This window comes from Staphylococcus sp. GDY8P85P, from assembly GCF_017892405.1.
GTDB classification, from domain to species: Bacteria; Bacillota; Bacilli; order Staphylococcales; family Staphylococcaceae; genus Staphylococcus; species Staphylococcus borealis.
Map to the genome: position 1 here is coordinate 57,065 of NZ_JAESLA010000071.1, position 25,522 is coordinate 82,586.

Genomic DNA, 25,522 nt, shown 5'->3' on the forward strand with positions numbered 1-25,522 from the left:
TTCTCCTTACAATAATTTCTTAATTAGCATTTTATCAAACTCAATCACCAAAGAACAAATAAAGGTACATTAACGATTTATAATTTCAATTATTAATTATTTGAAAACAAAAAAAGATGACTTCAAAGTCATCTTTAATAAATCAATTATTTTAAAGCTTCTTTAGCTTTAGATACTAATTCAGCGAATGCTTTTTCATCTGAAATAGCTACTTCAGAAAGCATTTTACGGTTAATATTGATGTCTGCTTTTTTCAAGCCGTTCATTAATCTTGAATAGCTCATGTCATGTTGACGTGCAGCTGCATTGATACGTGTAATCCATAATTTACGGAAGTCACCTTTACGTTGACGACGGTCACGGAAAGCGTATTGACCTGATTTCATTACTTGTTGTTTTGCTACTTTATATAATGTGTGTTTAGCACCGAAGTAACCTTTAGCTAATTTAATCGTTTTTTTACGACGTGCTCTTGTTACTGTTCCACCTTTAACTCGTGGCATATTAAATTCCTCCTTAGATATAACAATGATTTATCGTTCGTTTATTAATGACAATTATTTTTTATAAGCTAATAATTGTTTTACGCGTTTCATATCGCTTTTAGAAACTAATTTAGCTTTACGTAATTTACGTTTTTGTTTAGTGTTTTTATTTGCGAATAAGTGAGATGTGAAAGCTCTTGAACGTTTTAATTGACCTGAACCAGTTCTTTTAACACGTTTAGCTGCTCCACGGTGAGTTTTCATTTTTGGCATGATTCATTTCCTCCTAATAATAATGAATTATTTTTCGTTAACAGGCGCTAACATGATAAACATTTGACGCCCTTCCATTTTAGGTTTCTGTTCAACAGTGGCAATATCTTTACATTCGTCAGCGAATTTTTCTAATACGCGTTGACCAATTTCTTTATGCGTAATTGCACGACCTCTAAAACGAATAGAAACTTTACATTTATCGCCTTTAGATAAGAATTTACGACCATTTTTCAACTTAGTTTGGAAATCGTGTTCCTCAATAGTTGGACTTAAGCGTATTTCTTTAACATTGATAACTTTTTGTTTCTTTTTCATTTCTTTTTCTTTTTTCTGTTGTTCGAATTTATATTTACCATAATCCATGATTCTCGCAACAGGTGGTTTAGCATTTGGTGCTACAACTACTAAATCTAATTCAACACGTTCAGCCATTTCTAATGCTTCTCGTTTTGATTTAACACCAATTTGGTCACCATTTTGGCCAATTAAACGTAATTCTTTAGCGCGAATCTTTTCGTTAACTTGCGTTTGATCTTTTGCTATGGTTGACACCTCCCAAAATTTTACGAAATTTTCCAAGCAAAAAGAGCGAGCATAGAATGCCCGCTCTTCTCTCATACACATATAATGTGTGACATGATTAACCTGCCAACTGCTTAATGCGTCGCTACAGGTGAGAAACGGGTGTTTCTACTTGGTACGTTTCGTATTCAACGTTATTAATCATATCAGTGTATGTGGTATAAGTCAACAAATATTTTTAATTTAATGATGTTTTACTTCATCCATTGACACATCTTGTCTTAAGTCTACTTTATCCAATGGAATCATCTTAGTTTTATATCTCAATTTATGATAAATAAAGAACACTAAGAATACTGGAATACCCATGTATGTGATAACAAATCGATTTAAATCAAAATGACCTGTTTTAATGAAATCAACATCTTGCCCAATGATAACAATCACACAAAGGATCCCTGCAAAAATTGGACCGAATGGGAACCATTTTGCTTTATATTTTAATTCTCTCTTACTGTGATGTTGTTTTTCAAATGCGCGTCTAAATCTATAATGACTAATCGCAATACCAACCCATGCGATAAAGCCTGTCATACCACTTGCAGCAACAATATATTCATATGCGTCACCACTTAGTTTTTGAACTAAGAAAATAATAACAACTAAAATTGCTGTCGCAAATAATGATAAGTATGGCACACCATATTTATTCGTTTTACCAAATGAATGGAAAGCTAATTTATCTTTACTCATAGAATATAACATTCGTGTTGATGCATACATACCTGAGTTACCTGCAGATAATACAGAAGTTAAAATAACTGCATTCATAAATGATGCTGCAAAGGCTAAACCAGCATTTTTGAATACTAATGTGAAAGGTGACGTAGCAATATTGTCATCGCCACCCATTAAAGCATTGCTATCATAAGGAATTAACATACCAATAACAAATATCGCTAAAATATAGAATAGTAATATTCTCCAGAATACTTGTTTAATGGCTTTTGGTACTGCGCGCTCTGGATTTTCAGATTCTCCAGCAGTTATACCAATTAATTCAGTACCTTGGAATGAGAATCCAGCAACTAAGAATACACCTAGAATTGATAATAAACTGCCACCTAGGTTGCCACCTAAAATAGGTCCTTCACCCTTAGTAAACGTATCAAAGCCTACAAATTCGCCACCCATGATACCTAATATCGTTAACAAACCAATGACGATAAAGATGATAACTGTTACGACTTTGATTAATGCGAACCAATATTCACTTTCACCATAAACTCTCACTGATAAAGAATTCAAAGCGAATATAATGACTAAGAAAATACAACTCCATATCCAAGCTGGAATGCCAGCCATAGGTGTCCAATACTGAATAACTTGAGCAGCAATTGTAACATCCGCTGCAACTGTAATAACCCAGTTAAACCAATAATTCCATCCTAACGCAAATCCTAAAGATGGATCTACGAATCGTGTTGCATAAGTACTAAATGATCCAGAAACCGGTAGATATGTTGCCATTTCACCTAGAGATGTCATTAGGAAAAACACCATCGCACCTATAATGGCATACGCAATTAAAGCACCTAATGCACCAGCATCATGTATTGCACCACCAGATGTCATGAACAATCCAGTTCCTATACAACCTCCCATAGCGATCATAGAAATATGGCGATCTTTCAATCCTCTTTTGATACCGTCATTTTGACTTTCTACTTTTCTCATAGAAGCTCCCTTTCTTACAGTAGAGGCTAACTAAAATCGTTTTGTTGTGTTATGCGATGATTATGAACGCATTCAATCAATACTTTCAAACCATTTTTCATACTTTTTAAAGCATATAAAAATGGTTGCATACCTTAAGATATGCAACCATTTGCTTAATCTATTTCGGTAGCACATCACAAATTGTGACAGTACAGTTTCTGTTCGATAACTGTCCCAACAAATGATCTTTAAGGATATCATTCATTTCGGCATCTTTACCTTTCACACTTTCAACATACGTTCCCTAATAACTTCTGAAGTGTTACTCATTAAAGACGCAACCTCTAACTCTTTTTTTATTTAACTATATAGTAATATACATTATGCTGTCTTTTTTATCAAGACTATCTGCGTTTTTTCAAACGAATTTCATCAACTAAATTCCAAATGAATTCATCTTTTTCAACTGTGTCTTGATCTTGAGAACCATACTTACGTACATTAACCTCGTTATTTTCAACTTCTTTATCGCCTACTACAACTTGGTAAGGTATTTTTTGCATTTGGGCTTCACGTATTTTGTAACCCATTTTTTCATTACGGTCATCGATTTCTACACGAACACCTTGTGATTTTAATTCATCTTGTAAATTTCTAGCATAATCATAATGTAAGTCTACATTAACTGGGATAATTTCAACTTGTTTTGGTGCTAACCATGTTGGGAAGGCACCTTTTGTTTCCTCAGTTAAGAAGGCTACGAAACGTTCCATAGTTGAAACGACACCACGATGAATAACGACTGGTCGATGATTTTCACCATCACTACCGATGTAAGTTAATTCAAATCTTTCTGGTAATAAGAAATCAATTTGCGCAGTAGATAATGTTTCTTCTTTACCCATAGCAGTTTTAACCTGTACGTCTAGTTTTGGACCGTAGAATGCCGCTTCGCCAATCGCTTCAACGTATGGTAATCCCATTTCATCAACCGCTTCTTTTAGCATAGTTTCAGCTTTATTCCACATTTCATCGTCATCCATATATTTCTCTTTGTCTTCAGGATCTCTGTAACTTAATCTAAATGTATAATCCTCAAAGCCAAAGTCTCTATATACTTCTTGAATCATATTTACAACACGTTTAAACTCATCTTTGATTTGATCAGGTCTTACAAAAATGTGAGAGTCATTTAAAGTCATTCCACGTACACGTTGTAAACCTGATACAGCACCACTCGCTTCATATCTATGCATAGTACCTAACTCAGCAATACGAATAGGTAATTCACGATAAGAATGTGGACGATTGTTATAAACCATCATATGATGCGGACAGTTCATAGGTCGTAATACCATCTCTTCTGTTTCATCTAATTTCATTGGTGGGAACATGTCATCTCTATAATGATCCCAGTGTCCAGACGTTTTATATAACTCCACATTTGCTAATACAGGTGTATAAACATGGTCATATCCCATACTTACCTCTTTATCAACAATGTAGCGTTCAATTTCACGACGGATTGTAGCACCGTTTGGTAACCACAATGGTAATCCAGCCCCTACTAATGGGTTATTTGTGAATAGTTCTAAATCTTTACCAATACGACGATGATCTCGTTCACGACGTTCTTCAAGCATTTCTAAATGTGCTTTTAAATCTTTTTTATCGAAAAAGGCTGTACCATAAATACGTTGTAACATTTTATTATTACTGTCTCCACGCCAATAGGCACCAGCAGTTGAAAGTAACTTAAATTCTTTGGTTTTAGAAGTTGAAGGAACGTGTACACCGCGACATAAATCCGTAAATTCACCTTGTGAATATAACGTTACACTTTCATCTTCGGGAATAGCATCGATTAATTCTAATTTATATGGATCATCTTTGAAGAAAGCTTTAGCTTCATCTCTAGATACAACTTTGCGTTCAATTTTATGATTTTCATTAACAATTTGTTTCATTGTTTTTTCAATTTTTTCAAAGTCATCTGATGAAACTTTTTCGTCCATATCAAAATCATAATAAAAACCGCCATCTATAACCGGTCCAACACCAAATTTCACATCCCCGTATAAACGTTTTAAAGCTTGAGCCATTAAATGTGCAGTAGAATGGCGTAAAACTTCAAGTGCTTCATCACTACCAGGTGTTACAATTTCAATACTTCCATCTTCTTCTAATGGTCTAGTTAAATCCACCATTTGATTATTAAATTTACCAGCCACAGCTTTTTTTCTTAATCCTGGGCTAATTGATTGTGCTATATCTTCAGTTGTTGTTCCTTTATCAAACGCTTTCGAATTGCCATCTGGAAATTGAACATTGATTTGATCCATTTATAAAACCTCCGTAATTAAATTCTATTTTCGTTGAAATAAAAAAACTCGCCCCCTAAAAAAGGGACGAGTTTGTCGTGGTACCACCCTAGTTATTTAGCAATTGCTAAACATCTCTGCTTAAGATAACGGTCTTGAGCCGGGCATTGATTACCAATACCTAATAATGAAGGAGTAATAACTTAATATGTTAGCTAAATTCTCATCCTAAATATTAGCTCGCTGTATAACATGGATTAAATTATCATATCTTCAACTATTTCAACGATTAAGATTTATCTTAATTATACAATAGTTATTTTAAATTTCAATTATTTCTTAAATTTTTACCATCTAAATAATATGGTGTTGACAATGTTTTAATTCTTTCTATAATTCTAGCTGCTTTCATTTCTTCTGCACCTTCACGCGTAATCGATAAATGATGCTCTAACTCGTCAAAATTTAAATTTGATGAGAAAAATGTTGGAAGTTCTTGGACCATTCGATAGTGTAACAATGGACCAATCACTTCATCTCTCACCCATGGTGTCACTTCTTCTGCGCCAATATCATCTATCATTAATATTTTTGCTTCTCTTATGCGTTGTAACTTAGTTTCGTAACTACCATCTTTGAAACCACTTTTAAGTGTACGAATATATTCAGGTAAATAAACAATCGTAGAGGCGATACTTTTAGCTTTAAGTTGATTTGCAATTGCACCTAAGATAAACGACTTACCTGTTCCAAAAGGACCATGAATATACATACCTTTTACCTTCTCACCATTAACTAATTGCTTGCACATATCATTCGCATGTTTAGCGATAGCTAGTCGATGTATATCTGAATCATAGATATCTTTCATCTTAGCGTTTAACGTATCGCGTTGCATATGGTGTGAAGTTATTAAATGCGCATTGAATTTTTCTTCATCATGTTTAATTTTGCATGGACACATATTATAACGAATTTTTATTCTATTATTCTCCACATATAATTCAGGAACATGTCCTTTTACAAAATTCGGACAGTGTTCGTAATCATGACCATCATAAATCTTTTGTTGATCTTTATACTCTTGTAATACATTCAAATCATTATCAATGATGTCGTTCGTCAATTCAGATTGATGCTGGTTTAAGAATGCTTTTACAGCAGGGTCATTTATGACTTGCTGCTTGATCTTAGCAATTCGTTTCTCTAAATCTCCATTTGCTTTGATAATACTATTAAATGACTTCATTTAATCCTCCTCCCAATCACGTATGAGTTGCTCACGGAATGCAGCGCGTTCTTTTTCAAAACGTTCCTGTTCTTCTTTAGTTAGTGCTTTTTCCTGTTTTTCCTGTCCTCTATTTTTCAACCATTTTGGCGTTTTCTCTCTGGATACAATTTCTCGAGATTTAGCATATCGTTTTCTTGATTGAGATTTATCGTTGCCTTTGTAATCGGCTTTTTGCTCACTAGCTTTTAATGCATAGTCATATGCCTCTTTTGCAGACTTAATGCCCAATTTCTTCCAGTTTGATGCAATTTCTAAAATGTATGTCTTTGGTAATTTCATATCATTTTTTAACATGACAAATTGAAGCAAAATATTTATAACACCAAAGTTTAACTTTTCTCTTTCAATTAATTCTTCAACCATTTTCTTTTGTTGGAATGTTGGCTCTGACCCAGACCAAGATGTCAACATATCAATTGGGCTCGTTTCCTCTAACAATTGCAACCAATTATTATCTGTAGTGACTTGTTCTGACGATGTAGCTTGTCGAATATGAGTAACTTCACTTTGGCTTTCACTGCTACCTTTTGGTTCCAGCTCAGGTAATTGTTGATTATGTTCAATCAAATAATACGAACGGGCATGTTTTCTAATTTCTTCATGCGATAACTGTTGATTACTTGTAATTGAATTTAAAATAATACGCTTCATAGCATCTTCTGTTAAACCATATAAAGTCGCTAATTGAACTATTAAATCTTTGGTTTCTTTAGTAATAATTTCATCACTAATAAAATGATTACGTAGCATCTCTTTTAAAATTTCAAAATCAAACGACACATTAGATAAATCAATACCATTGTATGACTTTTCTTTTTTTATTGATGATGCATCTACAGGAACATTAGCATGAGGTACTTTAAATACATCAGTAAATTTGCGCGTAACTTGTTGAAAGCCATTTAAATCAGGTTCTTGTTTTTTAAAATAATTTTTTAGGCTTTTATAACGTTGTTTATCAACTTGATTATATAAGTAAACAGATAACATAGGATCATTAAAAAATTGATATGCCGTAGGTGGCTGTACTAATTCATAAATGAAAAATGATTGTTGTTCATCATGATTTACATATGTTTTAATCAAACCGATTGCTTCTAATAAATCCATGTATTGACGAAATTCTGCCAAATTCAATTTTAATTCATTCATGATTGTATAGTGTGTTAATGTTTCATCACTGTTCACAAATTGGTTCATAAAGTGATATGTACCTATAGCTTGTGCGCCTATTAAGGGCATATACAATCGATTAAGTATCTCCAAATGATTATGATTAAATTGGAATTGACGATACACTTTATAACCGTCATGCGGGCTTAAACCATATTCATATGAGTGCAAACTCATTTATATATCACTCCGTTTATTATCACTCAAGATGCCTTGCATTGATGCTAATAATTGATCAACATCTTTAAATTCCTTATATACTGAAGCAAATCTTACATAAGATACTTGATCAACATGCATTAATAAATTCATTACATGTTCTCCAATATCTCTAGAAGAAATTTCTGTTTGGCCGCTATCACGTAATTGCCATTCAACCTTATTCGTAATATCCTCTAATTGCTGATAACGTACAGGTCGCTTCTCACATGATCTAACAAGTCCATTCAATATTTTCTCTCTTAAAAATTGTTCTCGCGTCCCATCCTTCTTAACCACAATTAATGGACTTACTTCTATATGTTCAAATGTCGTAAATCGAGTGCCACAATTTTCACATTCTCTTCTACGTCTAATTGCATTAGCATCATCAGCATGTCTTGAATCAACAACACGCGAATGCGTTGAACTACATTTTGGGCATTTCATTTCTTTCACCCTCTTGAATAGATTATGATTCATTATACTATAAAAGCATTCTAGACAAAAGAAGTCCAATGCGCATTAAAAACACACTAAAATTTAAAAAAATTAATAAATATTCTAATTCACGTATAACCTATTCCTTAATTTCTAATACTATGTAAAAGGTTTGTAACTAAATGATATAAAACAAAAAAGCGAGACTATTTAATCTTAGTTAAAAGATTTAATAGTCTCGCGATATTTGACTGTTAAAATTTATTATTTCGCAGTCGCAACATTTTCAGAACCAATTAATTTGGCAATTTGTTGAGCAACTTCAACTACTCTATTTGAATAACCCCACTCGTTATCGTACCATGCAATCACTTTTACTTTATTATCCCCCATTACAATTGTGTTTTGAGCATCAATGACTGCTGAATTAGGGTTAGTATTAAAGTCCATCGAAACTAATGGTGCATCTTCTACATCAAGAATGCCATCTAAACCTGCATTACGGAATGCATCGTTAACTTGTTCTGCTGTTACGTTTTCTTTTAAATCAACCACTAAATCAACAAGTGAAACGTTTTTAGTTGGTACACGTAAAGCTAAACCATGAAGTTTACCTTCTAATTCTGGGAGTACTTCTTTTAAAGCTTTAGCAGCACCAGTTGACGTTGGTATAATACTTTCGTTACAAGAACGTGCGCGACGTAAATCTTTATGTGGATTATCTATATTGTTTTGATCATTTGTAATTGCATGAACTGTTGTCATAAGACCATTAACAATACCAAATTGATCATTTAAAACTTTAGCTACCGGTCCAATACAGTTTGTTGTACATGACGCATTACTAAAAATGTCATACGTTTCAACATCTAATTGATTATCATTTACCCCTTTGACTACCATTTGTACATGTCCACCTTTAGATGGTCCAGTTAATAATACTTTTTTAGCCCCTGCTTTGATATGTCCAATCGCTTTGTCACCATGATTAAATTTACCCGTAGCTTCAATAACGATATCAATATCTAACGCTTCCCAAGGTAAATTTTCAGGGTTACGGTCAGACACAAGTTTAATATCATGTCCATCGACACGGATACCATTCTCAATAGGTTCAACCTTCTTATCGAATCTACCATGAGTAGTATCATAATTAATTAGATGCGCAATTGTTTCAGGTGGATAGCTTGCGTTAATCGCTACAATATTTAAGTCTTCTTTATGTAAAGCGATTCTTAACACCATTCTACCAATTCTACCCATACCATTAATTGCTATATTTGTTGACATTTAAAGCACCCCTTGATTGTTTGTTTATATGTTATACTTTATAAAAATAGTGTAACATAATAACGAAAATTTGAAAGCGTTTTCTGATGATTTTAAAATTTTTTTAAGCTGATTATTTTAAACTAGCAAAAAGCTCTAATAAACGTATTAATGCAAAAATTAAAGTTTAAGCATGTTTCGTCTACTAGAGCTATAATTTATAAATTGAGTCACATAAAATTTATATTTCTCTATTGATAAACCCTTTTTCAGTTAATAGTTGTTCTAAATTTTGTTTAAGTTCTAACTTATCTCCTAGGTTATCTATAACATGATCTGCCATTCTACTTTTTTTATCAATTGAAATTTGGCTATACACACGCGCTTTAGCATCTTCAAGTGACAATTGATTACGTTCCATCAATCTCTCTATTTGGATGCTTTCAGATGTATAAACTAACCATACTTCATCCACCGTATCCTGTAATTCATTTTCAAAAAGGAGTGGAATATCCATAATGACATCATAACCTTGATTAAGATAGTTTTGTTTCTCTTTTTCCATTATTTCTCTAACTATTGGATGAACGATATCATTTAACTCGATGCGCTTTTCTGGATGATTAAACACAATTTCTCCTACGTATTGACGATCCATTTCACCTTCATCTGTGATAGCACGTTCACCAAAAACAGTACGCACTTGTTCTAAACCTTTCGTTCCTTTTGCAACAGCTTGTCTTGAAGCGATGTCAGCATCTACAACCTTAAAACCATATGCTGTCAATAATTCAGAAACCGTTGATTTACCTGTGGCAATACCACCTGTTAACCCTATTACTTTTGGCATAAATATTCACTCACCTTTATTTCTGACAATGTGGGCAGAAATGACTATTACGTGTAGCCACTACCTTTTGCTCAATATCATGCCCACAAACGTTACATGTCTTTTGTTTATATACATTTAAATGTAATTGCATTTCTCCTGTTTTACCATCTGCATGACGATAATCTGAAATGCTAGTACCACCGTTGTTTATACCCTCTTTTAACACTTCTTGAACATAGTAAAACAACATTTGACGTTCTTGGTCTGAAGTTTGATTAACTTTCCGATCTGGTAATACACCTGCTCTAAACAAAGCTTCACACGCATAAATATTGCCACATCCTGCGATCATCTTATGATCAAGTAGCATTTGTTTAATGGGTTTATTTTGATATTTTTTAAGTTTAATACGATTTAAAAAGTGATTTAATGCATCATCATTAAATGGTTCAGGTGCAATATCAAGAAAAGCAGGGTAATCTTGGAAAGACGCCAAATTTCTTAACTCCCCAAATCGTCTGATATCCGAATATACTAGTTGTTTACCATTATCTAAGTGAAATACAACATGCCAATGTTTTCGATAATTTGGTGTACTAATATCCGATAATTTATCAACGATAAAAAAGCCTCCTGCCATACCTAAATGACTTAATATAATACGTTGAGTTTGGTTTTTTTGAATTGTGAAAACAATATATTTACTTCTACGTTCCACAGATTGTATAGCATACCCTTCGCTATTCAATCTGAACCCATCCAAGTTGATACCTTTGATGATGGTCTCTTTTCCTTGTTGTTTTCCTTCTATAACTTTACTTGAAAATGTCACACTTTTAATTGTCGCATTTAAGATATAAGGTTCAATCCCTCTCTTTACATGTTCAACCTCTGGTAATTCTGGCATTTCTAATTCCTCTTTCTATTTTGCATCATACCATGTAGCTCCATAATTAGAGTCTACTTTTAGCGGTACATCTAATTGTAGTGCGTGTTCCATAATTTCTTCAACAAACAAACTGAAATCCTCTACTTCATTTGCTGGCACCTCGAAAATCAACTCATCGTGTACTTGTAATAACAATTGCGCATGGTATGACGTTTGTTTTATTTGTTTATCAAATTCAACCATTGCTAACTTAATAATATCTGCTGCACTACCTTGTATTGGCGTATTCATTGCTGTACGTTCAGCAAATCCTCTTAAATTAAAGTTTCGACTATTAATATCAGGAATATATCTACGACGATGCAATAATGTTTCCACAAATCCATCCGCTTTAGCATCTTTAACGATGTCAGACATATATTGTTTTACACCTGGAAAACTAGCTAAATAATCATCGATAAATGCTTTCGCTTTTTTTCGCGTAATATTCAAGCTTTGACTTAAACCATAATCACTAATACCGTAAACGATGCCAAAGTTAACAGCTTTCGCTTGTCTACGCATTAGCGCATCAACCTCTTCCGCTTCTACTCCAAATACTTTCATTGCAGTTGCAGTATGGACATCTCTTTCGTGAATAAATGCCTCTTTCATACTTTCATCCTGAGTGATATGCGCAAGCACACGTAATTCAATTTGAGAATAGTCTGCTGATAAAATCACACTGTCATTAGAAGTGGGTTTGAAGGCTCTTCTAATTTTGCGTCCTTCTTCAAGACGAACAGGTATATTTTGTAAGTTTGGATCTACACTTGATAAACGTCCCGTTTGTGCTAACGTTTGGTTGAAGCGGGTATGAATGCGATTATCATCACTAATTACTTTTTGTAACCCTTCAACATAGGTAGATTGTAATTTAGATAATTGACGATATTCTAGAATGTAATCAATGATAGGATGTTGACCTTGTAGTTGTTCTAACACATCAACCGCAGTAGAATAACCTGTTTTAGTTTTCTTAATGACTGGTAATTCCAATGTTTCAAATAGTACTACACCTAGTTGTTTAGGAGAATTAATATTAAATTCTTCTCCAGCTGCCTCATGTATATTACTGATTAATAAATCTAATTTCCCTTGAATTTCAGACTGCATTTCTTTCAAATCATTAGCATCAGTGTAAATGCCAGTTTCTTCCATTTCACTCAAGATGCGCGCTAATGGAAGTTCTAAGTTTAACAATAAATCTATTTGTTGATGAGATTTTAGTTCATCAACCATTTCAGGTTTACAAGCATGAATTGCCTCAGTAATGGATGCAATATGCTTATCTAAAACCGAATCTTCTGGAATGTGTCGTTTTTTTCCTTTTCCATAGATTGACACATCATCTTGAACATAGTTTTGTTTATAGTTACTAACAACCGAATTAACATCTTCAATTGTTCTTGATGGATCGATAATATAACTAGCTAACATAACATCAAACACAATATTTTTAATATCAATGTCTAATCTATGCGCAACAACGTATGTTTTTTTAGCATCATAAACTACTTTTTCTGTAGTTTCATTCTCTAGCCAATCAATCAGTTCTGGATAATCTTTAAGTTGATCAGCAGGAATAACAATGTGATCCACACCATTGTAGAAGCCAAATTTGAGAATAGCATCTTGTAAGTAATTGGTACCATCCACTTCAATATGGATGACCGCTTCTTTTAAATCATTAAAATTAATCTTGTTGAAATCATTATGTACTTCAAATACTTTGTTTTCTTGAGATTCTTCTGATGGATTACTATCGATATCAGCTAAGAGTTGTTTGAATTCTAACTTTTTAAACAGTTCAATTTTATCTTGATTATCATCTTGATTATCTAATTTAGTATCTTTAAGTGCTACTTCAATTGGACTGTCTTTATTTATTGTTGCTAAATCTTTACTCATGAATGCATCGTCACGACTATTCTCAAGTTTTTCTTTTAATTTTTTTCCTGAAACTGCATCTAAATTTTCATAGACACCTTCAACCGTATTAAATTGTTTCAATAACTTGATAGCTGTCTTCTCACCCACACCAGCAACACCTGGGATGTTATCAGAAGTATCACCCATGAGTCCCTTCATATCAATAATTTGACTAGGTACAAGCCCATCATATTTTTCATTAATAAATTCTGGAGTATAATGATCGACATCTGTAACACCTTTTTTAGTGTAATAGATGGTTACATGATCAGTAGCGAGTTGAGTTAAGTCTCTATCACCTGTAACAATGATTGTTTCAAATCCTTGCTCATTTGCTTCTTTGCTTAATGTACCAATGATATCATCAGCTTCGTAGTTCTCTAACTCATAATGTTTGATATGATACGTATCCAATAGTTGTCGAATATACGGGAATTGTTCACTTAATTCCGGTGGCGTGCTTTGTCTACCGCCTTTATATTCACTATATTTTGAATGTCTAAATGTAGTTTTGCCTGCATCAAACGCAACTAAAAAATGACTTGGTTGTTCTTCTCTTAAAATCTTTTCAAGTAACATCGCAAAACCATATATTGCATTCGTATGTATTCCTGCTTTGTTAGAAAGAAGTGGTAATGCATAAAATGCTCGAAAACTTAAACTATTACCATCAATTAAAACTAGTTTATTCAAAGCGTATACCTCCAGAGTGATTTTATTATATTTTAGCATATTCAGAGTTCGTTAACGAATGTATGGTTTCTTCAAAAGTCTTTGTTTGGTTAAAAATTTCTGCAAATAAAAAAGGCACTCTCGTTTCATTAATCAATTGAATAATTGAAAATGAACGAAAGGCCTTAATGGATGAAATATTATTTTTGTTCATCTATAAATGAAACTCTAAATAACGAACCTTCACCAATATTGCTCTCAACATTTATTGTACCATGATGTGCTTCGACAATATGTTTCGTTATAGACAACCCTAAGCCTGTGCCACCTGAATCTCTACTTCTCGCTTTATCTACACGATAAAATCTTTCGAAAATATGGTTTTGGTCACTCTTCTCAATTCCTATGCCAAAATCTTGAATTTCTAAGTTAACTTCAAGTCCTTTTCTATAAACTCTTACAATAACGTCACTATTTTCAAGTGAATAATTAATCGCATTTGAAAGTAAATTAGTAATGACTTGTGCCATTTTATTTTCATGTGCTTCTATGATGATATCTTTTTCAATTTCAGGCAAAATGCTAATATTTTTATATCTTGCTTGGTTTTGTAGATTATCAATAGTAGTATAAGCAAGTTCTGAGAGATTCACAAACGATGTTTCTATCTCAGTTTGTTGTTCGATATGAGATAAATCTAATAAGTCCGCAACAAGAGACTCAATACGATTAGATTCTTTTAAAATGATGTTTAAAAACATATCAAGCGATTCTTCATCGTTTTTTGCACCTTCAATTAATGTTTCAGCAAAACCTTTAATAGAAGTTATAGGCGTTTTAAGTTCATGAGAAACATTTGCCACAAATTCACGTCGTAAGTTTTCTAATTTTTTAAGATTGGTGATGTCATGCATAACAACAACCATACCTTGTAATTTCTTTTTAGATTTACTAAGTATTGGAACACAAGATAGATCAAAATATTTATGATGAACGTTATTTAATACGATTTCAATTTGATCATAGAGTGGCTTTTCAGTTTTAAAACTTTCTAAAATCAATTGTTGAATTTTAGTATCTAAATATGAGGTATACTTTTTATTTTCAACCTTACCATTTGGTCTAAACAAATCATAATAGGCGTGGTTTGCAACTACGATTTCGCCATGTTTGTCAATCATTAAAACGGAACTCGGAATATTTTCTAATGTAGTTTTTAAACGATTGGATTGCATTTTTTGCTTATTATTAAGCTTTTGTAAGCGTCTAGCCAAATCATTAGTTGTAACAAACAGTGCTTTGGTCTCCTTGACATTACTTTCAGGCACGCGAACATGATAATAGCCATCAGCGATTAACGAAGTCGCATAAGTAACCTCATTAATCGGTCTAATATATGTACGATGAATGCTTCTAACTGCTAAATATATTGCTAAAAGAACAATAATTCCAATTAAAGATAAATACTTCCACATACTCTTCTGTAATTCAAGAATTTCAGTATTCATCCCACTTATGTATACCGTTTTATCATTAATAACCGTTTTGAATGTATATCTTACCTGTCCATTTTCTCGATTATAAATAATATTAGACGGATTAGCTTCATTATCAATGTTATCATTAAATTTATGTTGATTCCCTGTTTGATAAATGACTTCTCCGTTTTTAGTAATCTTAACGATTAGATTTTGATTAGCTGAAATGTTCTTTATTTCCTTATTGTCATTTTGTTTGTTTAATTTGAGGAAATTTTCGGAAACATGTTTGAGCTCTGTGACTTGCGCTGTTGATAATATTTGATAAATTGTATGATGAATAATGATGCCTAAACCAATAAAACTGATAATGGTAATTGTACTTAATAATAATAATAACCGATGATGAAATTTAAGCATTAAGCCTTAGGTCTTTCTAATTTGTAACCAAGTCCACGAACAGTTTTGATTAATTTAGGTTGTTTTGGATTCTCTTCGAGCTTATCTCGCAAATGGCTAATGTGAACGTCTACAATTCGAGAATCGCCTGCGAATTCATAATTCCAAACTGAATTCAACATATGTTCACGGGTAATTACTCGCCCTTGTCTCTCTATGAGATATAATAGTAATTCAAACTCTTTAGGCGTAAGTTCTAATAACTCATCATCTTTATAAACTTCAAAGAACTCAGGTCTGATTCGAATGTTCTCAATCAATATATCCTCATCATCAACATCTTCTTTTTCAATTTCACTAGCAAATTTAGATCTTCTCAAGATAGCCTTCACTCTTGCAACTACTTCTCTCGGTGAAAAAGGTTTTGTCATATAGTCATCTGCACCTAATTCTAATCCTAATACGCGATCAAACTCATCATCTTTTGCAGTTAGCATTAAAATAGGGACTAAATTTTTATCAGAACGTATTGTTTTACATACTTCAATACCATCTTTTTTAGGTAACATTACATCCAAAACGACAAGTTCTGGTTGAATTTCATTTACCTTTTCCAAAGCTTCTTCGCCATCGTATGCTACTTCAACGATGTAACCAGCCGTTTCAAGATTATATTTTAATAAAGTTACAATTGATTGCTCATCGTCAACCACTAATACTTTTTGTGACATAATGTGCCTCCCTGAATAAATATAACATTTCAATTTCATTATAACGGAAGTTAAAACAAAAATAACATACAACATATTAAATTTACATAATCTTAACAATCAAATTATCATTTTCTAATTATTGAGTATTTGTATTACTATTATTTAAATATTGTTAAGGAAATATAAAATTATTTAACTGATTTTTTATAAAAAAAGGAATGGAACTGGATTTATTTGAAATACCAAGTTCCACTCCTTTGAGTGATAGCAACTTCGAGAAAGGGTTTAAATAAAGCCTTACTCAGATGTATTGCTAACTATTTAATTATTATGATTTAACTAAGATTATTTTGTATGAACAACTAAGTCTTGTTCACTGATTGACTTATTTTAAGTTTTTAATTAATTCATCAGCGAAATCTGAAGTAGATACTTCAGTAGCGCCATCCATTAAGCGTGCAAAATCATAAGTTACAACTTTAGATGCGATTGTCGCTTCAATTGCATCAGTAATCTTATCAGCAGCTTCTTGCCAGCCTAAATGTTCTAACATTAACACTGAACTTAACAATTCAGAAGATGGGTTAACTTTATTTAAACCAGCATATTTAGGTGCTGTACCATGTGTTGCTTCAAAAATAGCGTGACCAGATTCATAGTTAATGTTTGCACCAGGTGCGATACCAATACCACCTACTTGAGCGGCTAAAGCATCTGAAATATAGTCACCGTTAAGATTCATTGTAGCAACAACATCATGTTCGGCTGGACGAGTTAAAATTTGTTGTAAGAAAATGTCAGCAATAGAATCTTTAATAATGATTTTTCCATCTTGTTCAGCTTTTTCTTGCGCTTGATTAGCTGCATCTTTACCATCTTGTTCAACTATTTCGTCATATTGTTGCCATGTAAATACTTTATCAGCAAATTCATTATGTGCTACATCATAGCCCCATTGTTTGAATGCACCTTCAGTAAATTTCATGATATTACCTTTATGAACAAGCGTTACCGTTTTACGGTCATTATCGATTGCATATTGGATTGCTGCTCTAACTAATCGCTCAGTACCTTCTTTAGAAACCGGTTTGACACCGATACCTGAAGTTTCTGGGAATCGAATATTCGTAGCACCCATTTCATTTTGTAAGAAATCAATTATTTTTTTAACTTCATCAGTACCCTCTTTAAATTCAATACCAGCATAAATATCTTCAGTATTTTCACGGAAGATTACCATATCAACATCTTGTGGACGTTTAACAGGTGAAGGTACACCTTTGAACCAGCGTACTGGACGTAAGCAAGTAAATAAGTCTAACTCTTGACGTAAAGCAACATTTAATGAACGAATACCACCACCGATTGGCGTAGTTAATGGCCCTTTAATTGCAATTAAATATTCTTTTATTGTATCTAATGTTTCTTGAGGTAACCATTCACCAGTTTCGTCATAAGCTTTTTGACCAGCTAGAACTTCTTTCCATTCAATACGTTTCTCACCGTTATAAGCTTTTTCAACAGCTGCATCGATAACACGGCTTGCTGCTTTCCAAATATCTGGTCCAATACCATCACCAATTATGAAAGGAATAATTGGTTCATTAGGGACGTTTAATCCATCATTTAATCTTGTAATTTTTTCAGCTGACATAATTTTACCTCCAAATATTGTGAATCTATTTAACTTTATTTTTTATCTTTCTTCAATTGGTACATACTTACGATCTGTTTCACCGATGTAATTAGCTCTTGGACGCATAATTCTATTATCACGATATTGTTCTAGAATATGTGCAGTCCAACCTGATGTACGACTTACTGCGAATATAGGCGTAAATAAATCATGTGGGATATCCATACTATGATATACCGTAGCACTGAAGAAATCGACATTAGGAATAAGGCCTTTTTCTTCTTTCATACGTTTTTCAATAGCAATTGAAATATCATATAATTCGCTTCTACCAGTTTCAGAAGTAATTTTACGGCTCATCTCACGTAAATATTTGGCTCTAGGATCTCCGTCTTTATAAACTCTGTGACCGAATCCCATAATTTTTTCTTTGTTTTTGAATTTTTCATCTAAGTAAGCATCCACTTCATCGACTGATTTAACATCAGAAAGCATGCTCATAACTTGTTCATTCGCACCACCATGTAATGGTCCTTTTAATGAACCTACTGCAGCTGCAATGCCTGAATACATATCAGATAAAGAAGAAACGGCACAACGAGCTGTAAATGCAGAAGCATTAAGCTCATGGTCTGCATGCAATACTAAAGCTTTATTAAATGCTTCAACTTCAGTATCTGTAGGTAATTCCCCTCTTAACATATATAAGAAGTTCGCTGCATAGCCTAAATCAGGATTTGGTTTAACAGGTTCTTTTCCTTCACGAACACGTGCAAATGCTGTAACTAAAGAAGCAATTTTAGCTTGAATACGAATGGCTCTTTCTTTTCTATTTTCTTCTGTTTCATTTTCAGCATCAGGATCAAAGTGTGCAATATATGATACAGATGTACGTAATGCCGTCATAGGATGCACATTATCCGTCGCATATTCTTCAAAATGTTTATAAACTCTTGGATTTAAAGTCATATAATGATTTAATTTTTCTCTCAATGCATCTAATTCATCTTGTGTTGGTAGTCTATAGTTCCATAATAAGAACACGACTTCTTCAAATAATGCATTTTCTGCTAAATCATCAATATCATATCCCGCATATGTTAATTGACTATCAATAATTGAACTGATTTTTGTTTCAGCTGCAATTACCCCTTCTAAACCTTTTTGTAATTCTGCCATAAGTAATTCCCCTTTTCTTATACATAATGTAATGGCTTTCAAGTACCATTATAGCCAAACAAATAACTTTTGTGAACGATTATATATCGCTCAATAAATGGTAATTAACTTTAATTTAATAGACTTATTTTTACTCAAATACCCAATAAACGCCATTATATAAGCATTCAATCCAATTCAAATTATGTAATTAATGAGAAAATATTGAAAATTTCATTTTTATTATCAAGCTTGATTACAATTATTTAATCAAAATTTAAAGGAATTTTTAGAAAATATTAGAAAAATAATTGTCGAATTGAATATATAGGTGCATAATAATATTAATTAAATGTAAGGGAGTTGTCTTATGGCTGAAGAAAAATTACAAAGAGGATTGAGTAATCGTCATGTGCAATTGATTGCTATTGGCGGCGCTATTGGTACTGGGTTATTCTTGGGAGCAGGTCAAACCATAGCAATGACTGGTCCATCTATTCTATTAACTTATATTATTATAGGTTTCATGTTGTTCATGTTTATGAGAGGCTTAGGTGAGATTATTATTCAAAATACTCGCTTCAAATCTTTCGCCGACGTGACAAATGAATACATAGGACCATTTGCTGGTTTCGTTACTGGTTGGACATATTGGTTATGTTGGATTATAACAGGTATGGCAGAAGTTACAGCGGTTGCGAAGTACGTTAGTTTCTGGTTCCCTGCAATTCCTAACTGGATCAGTGCACTATTTTGTGTACTTATATTAATGCTATTTAATTTACTAAGTGCTAAATTATTTGGCGAATTAGAATTCTGGTTCGCTATTATCAAAATCATAACAATTATTGCTTTAATTGTTGTAGGTTTAGTGATGATTTTAATTGCTTATAAAACACAATTTGGACATGCTAGTTTCACAAATTTATATAAACATGGCATATTTACTAATGGTGCATCTGGTTTCTTTATGTCATTCCAAATGGCGTTATTCTCATTCGTAGGTATCGAAATGATTGGTGTTACTGCAGGTGAAACTAAAGACCCAGAAAAAACAATTCCAAAAGCGATTAATGCTGTACCTTTGAGAATTTTAGTATTCTATGTGGGTGCATTAGCAGTTATCATGTCTATTATTCCTTGGGATAAAGTTGATCCTAATGAGAGTCCATTTGTTAGATTATTCTCATTAATAGGTATTCCTTTCGCTGCTGGATTAATCAACTTTGTAGTACTTACTGCGGCAGCTTCATCTTGTAATAGTGGTATATTCTCAAATAGCCGTATGCTATTCGGATTATCTGAGCAAGACCAAGCACCACCAATCTTTAGAAGTACAAATAAAAATGGTGTTCCTCATTTTGCTATCATTGGTTCATCAGCATTATTATTAGTTACAGCGTTATTAAACTATATTTTCCCTGACGCTACATTAGTGTTTACGTATGTAACTACTATTTCGACTGTATTATTTATTATCGTATGGGCATTAATTATTATTGCTTATATTAATTATCACAGAAAAAATCCAGAGTTACATAAAACTGTATCTTATAAGCTTCCTGGTGGTAAATATATGGGTTATGCAATTTTAGTATTCTTCTTCTTAGTATTTTGTTTATTATTTGTAAATGAAACAACTAGAAATGCTATCTTCCTAACTCCTATATGGTTTGTACTATTAGGTTTAATGTACTTAAGATATAGACAAGTTGCAAAACATACTAAATAGTTGAAACATTGATTAAGACGTAAAAAGGCCAGTAGATGAATTGTTATCAATTCATCTACTGGCTTTTTATTGTTATCACTGCTGTTGAGATAGTGTCTATGTCGGCTCGAATATCAATCTATAGTTTCTTTAATATTAGCTTCGAATTCATCCAATAGCGCACGTGCTTCATCAACAGACTCTGTACTCATTAATTGATGACGTAATTGGCTAGCACCTTTGATACCTTTTACGTAAATCTTGAAAAATCTTCGTAAACTTTTGAATTGTTGGCTTTCATCATTACTATATTTTTCAAACAATGTTAAATGCAATCTAAATAGATCTAATAATTCTTTACTTGAGTGTTCACGAGGTTCTTTTTCAAAAGCAAAAGGATTATTAAAAATCCCTCTACCAATCATAACGCCATCTACCCCGTATTTGGTCGCAAGTTCTAGTCCAGTTTGTCTATCAGGAATGTCACCATTAATCGTTAGTAACGTATTTGGGGCAATCTCATCTCTTAACTCTTTAATCGCTTCAATTAATTCCCAATGAGCATCTACTTTACTCATTTCTTTACGCGTTCTGAGATGGATTGATAAGTTTGCAATGTCTTGTTCAAAGACATGCTTTAACCAATCTCTCCACTCATCGATATCGTAATATCCTAGACGTGTTTTTACACTTACTGGTAAGCCTCCTGCTTTCGTTGCTTGAATAATTGCTGCCGCAGTTTCTGGTCTTAGTATTAAACCAGACCCCTTTCCTTTCTTAGCCACATTAGCAACAGGACATCCCATATTTAAATCTATACCTTTAAATCCCATGTCCGCTAAACCAAAGCTCATCTCTCTAAATTGCTCTGGCTTATCTCCCCATATATGAGCTACCATTGGCTGTTCATCTTCACTAAAAGTTAACCTTCCACGTACACTATGGATACCTTCTGGATGACAAAAACTTTCAGTGTTAGTAAATTCAGTGAAAAAAACATCAGGTCTTGCTGCTTCACTTACAACGTGACGAAAAACAATATCAGTTACATCCTCCATTGGTGCCAAAATAAAAAAAGGACGTGGTAATTCACTCCAAAAATTTTCTTTCATAATTATTAAACCTTCTTATATTAGTATCTCAAATTTTATCCATGCTATATTACCATAAAAAATAAACATATTCAAAATGAAGTTTTCTAAGTTCCATAAACTTCTATGCAAAAACAGAACGGGAGTGGCACAGTGTTCACTGTCTCACTCCCGTATCGAAGACTAAAATGTTGAAAAACTTCTTTCACAAAAATATTCCAATTCTAGTCAACTACTGTGGTTTAGCAATGTAGCATAAATAATATATTTTATATTGTACACTTTAGCTAATCATAATGACTCTTTAAGCGTCTCATACACTACGCAATTGTGCTTTTATCATCAAAGATTAAAGAACATTTGCATAGCCTTCAAAGATTTTACCTTGAGCTGCATCGACGGTTACTAAGATACCATCTTTTAATTCTTTAGTCGCATTTTCAACACCAATAATCGTTGGAATACCTTTTTCAAGACCAATAATTGCACTTGGTGAAGTGATACCATTTTCTTCTGTGATTAAGCCAACCGCTTGTTCAATGTAAGGTACTAGTGTTTCATCTACAGAGTTTGTTACAATAATTGACTCACTTAAATCTACACCTTCTAAATCGTTTGCACTGTTTGCAACTACTGTTTTACCAACAACAGATCCACGACCTACACCTTGCCCTTTAGCAATTTCATCGCCAACTAAATGTAATTTCATCATGTTAGTTGTACCTTTTTCACCAGTAGGTACGCCAGCAGTGATAATGATTAAGTCACCATTTGTAACACGACCAGTTTCAACTGCAGTTGCAACTGCATTATTTAATAAGTCATCCGTAGTTTTACGTCCTTTTTTAATGACAGGATATGCACCCCAAACTAAAGCTAATTGACGCGCAGTATGTTCACTTGGTGTCACTGCAATAATATCTGAATGAGGACGATATTTTGAAATTGTTACAGCTGTAGAACCACTTTCAGTTGCCGCAACAATTGCTTTTACATTTAAGTTTAATGCAGTATGTGCAACTGATACACCAATAGCGTTAACTAATGAAGTTTCTACTAATTTAGTACGGTCTGATAATAATTTTTTGTAATCTTGAGCAGCTTCAGCAGAAACAGCAATATTTCTCATTGTTTTAACAGCTTCTTCAGGATATAAACCTGCAGCAGTTTCACCTGAAAGCATCACAGCGTCAGTACCATCATAGATCGCATTGGCAACGTCACTTGCTTCTGCTCTAGTTGCACGTGGATTACGTTGCATTGAATCTAACATTTGTGTTGCAGTAATAACTGGTTTACCTAATTTATTACATTTTCTAATTAAATCTTTTTGTACGATTGGTACTGATTCAGGTGGTATTTCAACACCCATATCACCACGAGCTACCATTAAACCGTCAGATACTTCTAATATTTCTTCGATATTATCAATACCTTCTTGGTTTTCAATTTTAGGGAAAATAGTAATGTTATGATTATTTTCTCTTTCTAAAATTTCACGAATGTCTAAAACATCACTAGGACGACGTACAAAACTTGCTGCGATATAATCAACATCTTCTTTGATACCAAATAAGATATCGTCAGCATCTTTATCAGTAATACCAGGTAAATTAACTTTTACGCCAGGTAAGTTAACACCTTTTTTATTTTTTAATTCACCAGTGTTTAAGATATCACATTTAACTTCGCCTTTAGTTTTATCGATGTCTTTAACTTGTAATTCAACTAAACCATCATCAAGTAAGATGTATGACCCTACTTGCACATCATTAATTAAGTCTTCATAAGTTACTGAGAATTTTTCGGGTGTACCTTCAACTTGTGACATACTTACGATTACTTCTTTGCCTTTTTCAAGCATAATTAAGCCATCTTTCATGTCATGAGTACGAATTTCAGGTCCTTTTGTATCTAATAAGATACCGATTGTTTTACCTAATCTATCTGCTACTTTACGAATCGTATCAATACGTGCTTTATGTTCTTCATGACTACCATGAGAGAAGTTCAAACGCGCTACGTTCATACCAGCTTTCATTAATTTTTCTAACATTTCTTCAGACTCTGATGCAGGTCCAATTGTACATACAATTTTAGTCTTTCTCATTTTAAAAAGCCTCCTAAATTAAATAGATAACTCTTTCGCTAATTCATAAATATCTGTATTAAATTTATGGTCGTTGCCATTGAAGATTTCATCAAATGGTGTTGCAGTCAATTTATTATTCATGATACCAACACCTTGTCCAGAACGATCTTGCATTAATAGATCAACAGCATAACCACCTAAACGTGATGCTAGTACTCTATCAGCACCAGATGGGCTACCGCCACGTTGAATGTGACCTAATACAGATACACGTGCATCAACATTAATATATTTCATCAATTGATCCGCACATTCTTGACCACTCATACTTCCTTCAGCTACCATCACGATTGAGTGTTTCTTACCACGCTTGATACCACTTTCTATTTTTTCAGCGATATCTTTAATGTCTGTATTCGCTTCTGGAACTAATATTGTTTCAGCACCTACTGATAATCCAGCCCAAAGTGCTAAATCACCGCAATCACGACCCATAACTTCAACAACAAATGTTCTTGCATGACTTGAAGCAGTATCTCTGATCTTATCGACACTATCAATAATCGTATTTAATGCTGTGTCAAATCCAATTGTGAAGTCTGTACCATTAATATCATTATCAATTGTACCTGGGATACCAATCGTCTTAATATCTTTAGTTTCTTCACTAATACGTTGGGCACCTCGGTAACTACCGTCTCCTCCAACTACTACGAGTCCTTCAATACCACGTTTGTGTAAATTCTCTATACCTTTTTGTCTTACACTTGCCTCTTTGAATTGAGGACATCTTGCAGAGTAAAGGAAAGTACCTCCACGTTGAATTGTATCCCCTACTGAACCCAATTCTAATTTATGAATATTATCATCTAGCAATCCTTGATAACCTTGATAAATTCCATAAACTTCAATGTTGTTATAAATCGCCTTACGTACAACTGCTCTTACAGCAGCATTCATGCCTGGTGAATCTCCACCACTAGTTAAAACCGCAATTTTCTTCATGACGACATTCCCTTTCCTAACTAGATTTCTCTTTAATAATAAATTACCACAATTTTTTTTAGTGTTCCATCAATATAGGTGTATAAAATTGATGTAAACGTTTTATAAAGAAAATTTCTAATGATACAGAAAAAAGGTGGGACAAAATTCTATACGAATTTTTTGTCCCACCCGCTTAAG

Annotated in this window: 20 protein-coding genes, 1 riboswitch and 1 other annotated feature; of the genes, 1 reads left to right on the plus strand and 19 read right to left on the minus strand. The window is 33.1% G+C overall.

Annotated features, from left to right (window positions below):
* Positions 1 to 146: 146 nt before the first annotated feature.
* The 16 genes from rplT to KA828_RS12560 form a co-directional block, all read right to left on the minus strand.
* Complete coding sequence (rplT, locus tag KA828_RS12485; protein ID WP_210126321.1) at positions 147 to 503, minus strand: 50S ribosomal protein L20; 357 nt, start codon at positions 501 to 503, stop codon at positions 147 to 149.
* A gap of 54 nt (positions 504 to 557) precedes the next feature.
* Positions 558 to 758 (minus strand): 50S ribosomal protein L35, encoded by a 201-nt coding sequence (gene rpmI, locus KA828_RS12490; RefSeq protein WP_002448990.1) that lies wholly within the window; start codon positions 756 to 758, stop codon positions 558 to 560.
* A gap of 27 nt (positions 759 to 785) precedes the next feature.
* The gene (infC, locus tag KA828_RS12495; RefSeq protein WP_053029651.1) at positions 786 to 1,313 is read right to left on the minus strand and encodes a translation initiation factor IF-3; all 528 of its coding nucleotides are present in this window, start codon (positions 1,311 to 1,313) and stop codon (positions 786 to 788) included.
* 22 nt (positions 1,314 to 1,335) lie between these two features.
* Positions 1,336 to 1,463: a sequence feature (ribosomal protein L20 leader region), on the minus strand.
* Positions 1,464 to 1,526: 63 nt separating this feature from the next.
* Positions 1,527 to 3,020 (minus strand): amino acid permease, encoded by a 1,494-nt coding sequence (locus tag KA828_RS12500; RefSeq protein ID WP_053029598.1) that lies wholly within the window; start codon positions 3,018 to 3,020, stop codon positions 1,527 to 1,529.
* Between the two features lie 161 nt (positions 3,021 to 3,181).
* A riboswitch (Lysine riboswitch) is annotated at positions 3,182 to 3,357 on the minus strand.
* 49 nt (positions 3,358 to 3,406) lie between these two features.
* The gene (gene thrS / locus KA828_RS12505) at positions 3,407 to 5,344 is read right to left on the minus strand and encodes a threonine--tRNA ligase (protein ID WP_210126322.1); all 1,938 of its coding nucleotides are present in this window, start codon (positions 5,342 to 5,344) and stop codon (positions 3,407 to 3,409) included.
* A 307-nt stretch (positions 5,345 to 5,651) separates the two neighbouring features.
* On the minus strand, positions 5,652 to 6,572 hold the full coding sequence (dnaI, locus tag KA828_RS12510) for a primosomal protein DnaI (RefSeq protein WP_210126323.1): 921 nt from the start codon (positions 6,570 to 6,572) through the stop codon (positions 5,652 to 5,654).
* Positions 6,573 to 7,964: a replicative helicase loading/DNA remodeling protein DnaB gene (locus KA828_RS12515; RefSeq protein WP_193839242.1), complete on the minus strand. Its 1,392-nt coding sequence runs from the start codon at positions 7,962 to 7,964 to the stop codon at positions 6,573 to 6,575.
* The gene (nrdR, locus tag KA828_RS12520) at positions 7,965 to 8,435 is read right to left on the minus strand and encodes a transcriptional regulator NrdR (protein WP_210126324.1); all 471 of its coding nucleotides are present in this window, start codon (positions 8,433 to 8,435) and stop codon (positions 7,965 to 7,967) included.
* A 255-nt stretch (positions 8,436 to 8,690) separates the two neighbouring features.
* Positions 8,691 to 9,716: a type I glyceraldehyde-3-phosphate dehydrogenase gene (gap, locus tag KA828_RS12525; protein ID WP_075109383.1), complete on the minus strand. Its 1,026-nt coding sequence runs from the start codon at positions 9,714 to 9,716 to the stop codon at positions 8,691 to 8,693.
* Between the two features lie 220 nt (positions 9,717 to 9,936).
* Positions 9,937 to 10,545, minus strand: a complete 609-nt coding sequence (gene coaE / locus KA828_RS12530; protein WP_075108950.1) for a dephospho-CoA kinase — start codon at positions 10,543 to 10,545, stop codon at positions 9,937 to 9,939.
* 16 nt (positions 10,546 to 10,561) lie between these two features.
* On the minus strand, positions 10,562 to 11,434 hold the full coding sequence (gene mutM / locus KA828_RS12535; RefSeq protein WP_210126325.1) for a bifunctional DNA-formamidopyrimidine glycosylase/DNA-(apurinic or apyrimidinic site) lyase: 873 nt from the start codon (positions 11,432 to 11,434) through the stop codon (positions 10,562 to 10,564).
* Between the two features lie 15 nt (positions 11,435 to 11,449).
* On the minus strand, positions 11,450 to 14,080 hold the full coding sequence (gene polA, locus KA828_RS12540; RefSeq protein WP_210126326.1) for a DNA polymerase I: 2,631 nt from the start codon (positions 14,078 to 14,080) through the stop codon (positions 11,450 to 11,452).
* A gap of 179 nt (positions 14,081 to 14,259) precedes the next feature.
* The gene (gene pnpS, locus KA828_RS12545) at positions 14,260 to 15,957 is read right to left on the minus strand and encodes a two-component system histidine kinase PnpS (RefSeq protein ID WP_210126327.1); all 1,698 of its coding nucleotides are present in this window, start codon (positions 15,955 to 15,957) and stop codon (positions 14,260 to 14,262) included.
* On the minus strand, positions 15,957 to 16,667 hold the full coding sequence (locus tag KA828_RS12550) for a response regulator transcription factor (protein WP_037536805.1): 711 nt from the start codon (positions 16,665 to 16,667) through the stop codon (positions 15,957 to 15,959). The genes pnpS and KA828_RS12550 overlap by 1 nt, the downstream gene beginning before the upstream one ends.
* A 367-nt stretch (positions 16,668 to 17,034) precedes the next feature.
* Positions 17,035 to 18,303, minus strand: coding sequence for an NADP-dependent isocitrate dehydrogenase (gene icd / locus KA828_RS12555; protein WP_053029607.1), 1,269 nt, complete (start codon positions 18,301 to 18,303; stop codon positions 17,035 to 17,037).
* 42 nt (positions 18,304 to 18,345) lie between these two features.
* Positions 18,346 to 19,464: a citrate synthase gene (locus KA828_RS12560; RefSeq protein WP_075108955.1), complete on the minus strand. Its 1,119-nt coding sequence runs from the start codon at positions 19,462 to 19,464 to the stop codon at positions 18,346 to 18,348.
* 349 nt (positions 19,465 to 19,813) lie between these two features.
* On the opposite strand from KA828_RS12560, the gene KA828_RS12565 reads away from it, so the two are divergent.
* Positions 19,814 to 21,175, plus strand: a complete 1,362-nt coding sequence (locus tag KA828_RS12565) for an amino acid permease (RefSeq protein ID WP_210126328.1) — start codon at positions 19,814 to 19,816, stop codon at positions 21,173 to 21,175.
* 113 nt (positions 21,176 to 21,288) lie between these two features.
* Here KA828_RS12565 and KA828_RS12570 read toward each other — a convergent pair whose 3' ends face one another.
* The 3 genes from KA828_RS12570 to pfkA form a co-directional block, all read right to left on the minus strand.
* Complete coding sequence (locus KA828_RS12570; protein ID WP_075108956.1) at positions 21,289 to 22,266, minus strand: tRNA dihydrouridine synthase; 978 nt, start codon at positions 22,264 to 22,266, stop codon at positions 21,289 to 21,291.
* Positions 22,267 to 22,594: 328 nt separating this feature from the next.
* Positions 22,595 to 24,355, minus strand: coding sequence for a pyruvate kinase (gene pyk / locus KA828_RS12575; protein ID WP_075108957.1), 1,761 nt, complete (start codon positions 24,353 to 24,355; stop codon positions 22,595 to 22,597).
* An 18-nt stretch (positions 24,356 to 24,373) separates the two neighbouring features.
* Positions 24,374 to 25,342, minus strand: a complete 969-nt coding sequence (gene pfkA / locus KA828_RS12580; protein WP_210126329.1) for a 6-phosphofructokinase — start codon at positions 25,340 to 25,342, stop codon at positions 24,374 to 24,376.
* Positions 25,343 to 25,522: the final 180 nt, after the last annotated feature.

Excerpts from the sequence above, each read along its gene's own strand:
- rplT (WP_210126321.1), bottom strand. The coding sequence starts at position 503 with ATGCCACGAGTTAAAGGTGGAACAGTAACAAGAGCACGTCGTAAAAAA.
- rpmI (WP_002448990.1), bottom strand. The coding sequence starts at position 758 with ATGCCAAAAATGAAAACTCACCGTGGAGCAGCTAAACGTGTTAAAAGA.
- KA828_RS12500 (WP_053029598.1), bottom strand. The coding sequence starts at position 3,020 with ATGAGAAAAGTAGAAAGTCAAAATGACGGTATCAAAAGAGGATTGAAA.
- thrS (WP_210126322.1), bottom strand. The coding sequence starts at position 5,344 with ATGGATCAAATCAATGTTCAATTTCCAGATGGCAATTCGAAAGCGTTT.
- dnaI (WP_210126323.1), bottom strand. The coding sequence starts at position 6,572 with ATGAAGTCATTTAATAGTATTATCAAAGCAAATGGAGATTTAGAGAAA.
- KA828_RS12515 (WP_193839242.1), bottom strand. The coding sequence starts at position 7,964 with ATGAGTTTGCACTCATATGAATATGGTTTAAGCCCGCATGACGGTTAT.
- nrdR (WP_210126324.1), bottom strand. The coding sequence starts at position 8,435 with ATGAAATGCCCAAAATGTAGTTCAACGCATTCGCGTGTTGTTGATTCA.
- gap (WP_075109383.1), bottom strand. The coding sequence starts at position 9,716 with ATGTCAACAAATATAGCAATTAATGGTATGGGTAGAATTGGTAGAATG.
- coaE (WP_075108950.1), bottom strand. The coding sequence starts at position 10,545 with ATGCCAAAAGTAATAGGGTTAACAGGTGGTATTGCCACAGGTAAATCA.
- mutM (WP_210126325.1), bottom strand. The coding sequence starts at position 11,434 with ATGCCAGAATTACCAGAGGTTGAACATGTAAAGAGAGGGATTGAACCT.
- pnpS (WP_210126327.1), bottom strand. The coding sequence starts at position 15,957 with ATGCTTAAATTTCATCATCGGTTATTATTATTATTAAGTACAATTACC.
- KA828_RS12550 (WP_037536805.1), bottom strand. The coding sequence starts at position 16,667 with ATGTCACAAAAAGTATTAGTGGTTGACGATGAGCAATCAATTGTAACT.
- icd (WP_053029607.1), bottom strand. The coding sequence starts at position 18,303 with ATGTCAGCTGAAAAAATTACAAGATTAAATGATGGATTAAACGTCCCT.
- KA828_RS12560 (WP_075108955.1), bottom strand. The coding sequence starts at position 19,464 with ATGGCAGAATTACAAAAAGGTTTAGAAGGGGTAATTGCAGCTGAAACA.
- KA828_RS12565 (WP_210126328.1), top strand. The coding sequence starts at position 19,814 with ATGGCTGAAGAAAAATTACAAAGAGGATTGAGTAATCGTCATGTGCAA.
- KA828_RS12570 (WP_075108956.1), bottom strand. The coding sequence starts at position 22,266 with ATGAAAGAAAATTTTTGGAGTGAATTACCACGTCCTTTTTTTATTTTG.
- pyk (WP_075108957.1), bottom strand. The coding sequence starts at position 24,355 with ATGAGAAAGACTAAAATTGTATGTACAATTGGACCTGCATCAGAGTCT.
- pfkA (WP_210126329.1), bottom strand. The coding sequence starts at position 25,342 with ATGAAGAAAATTGCGGTTTTAACTAGTGGTGGAGATTCACCAGGCATG.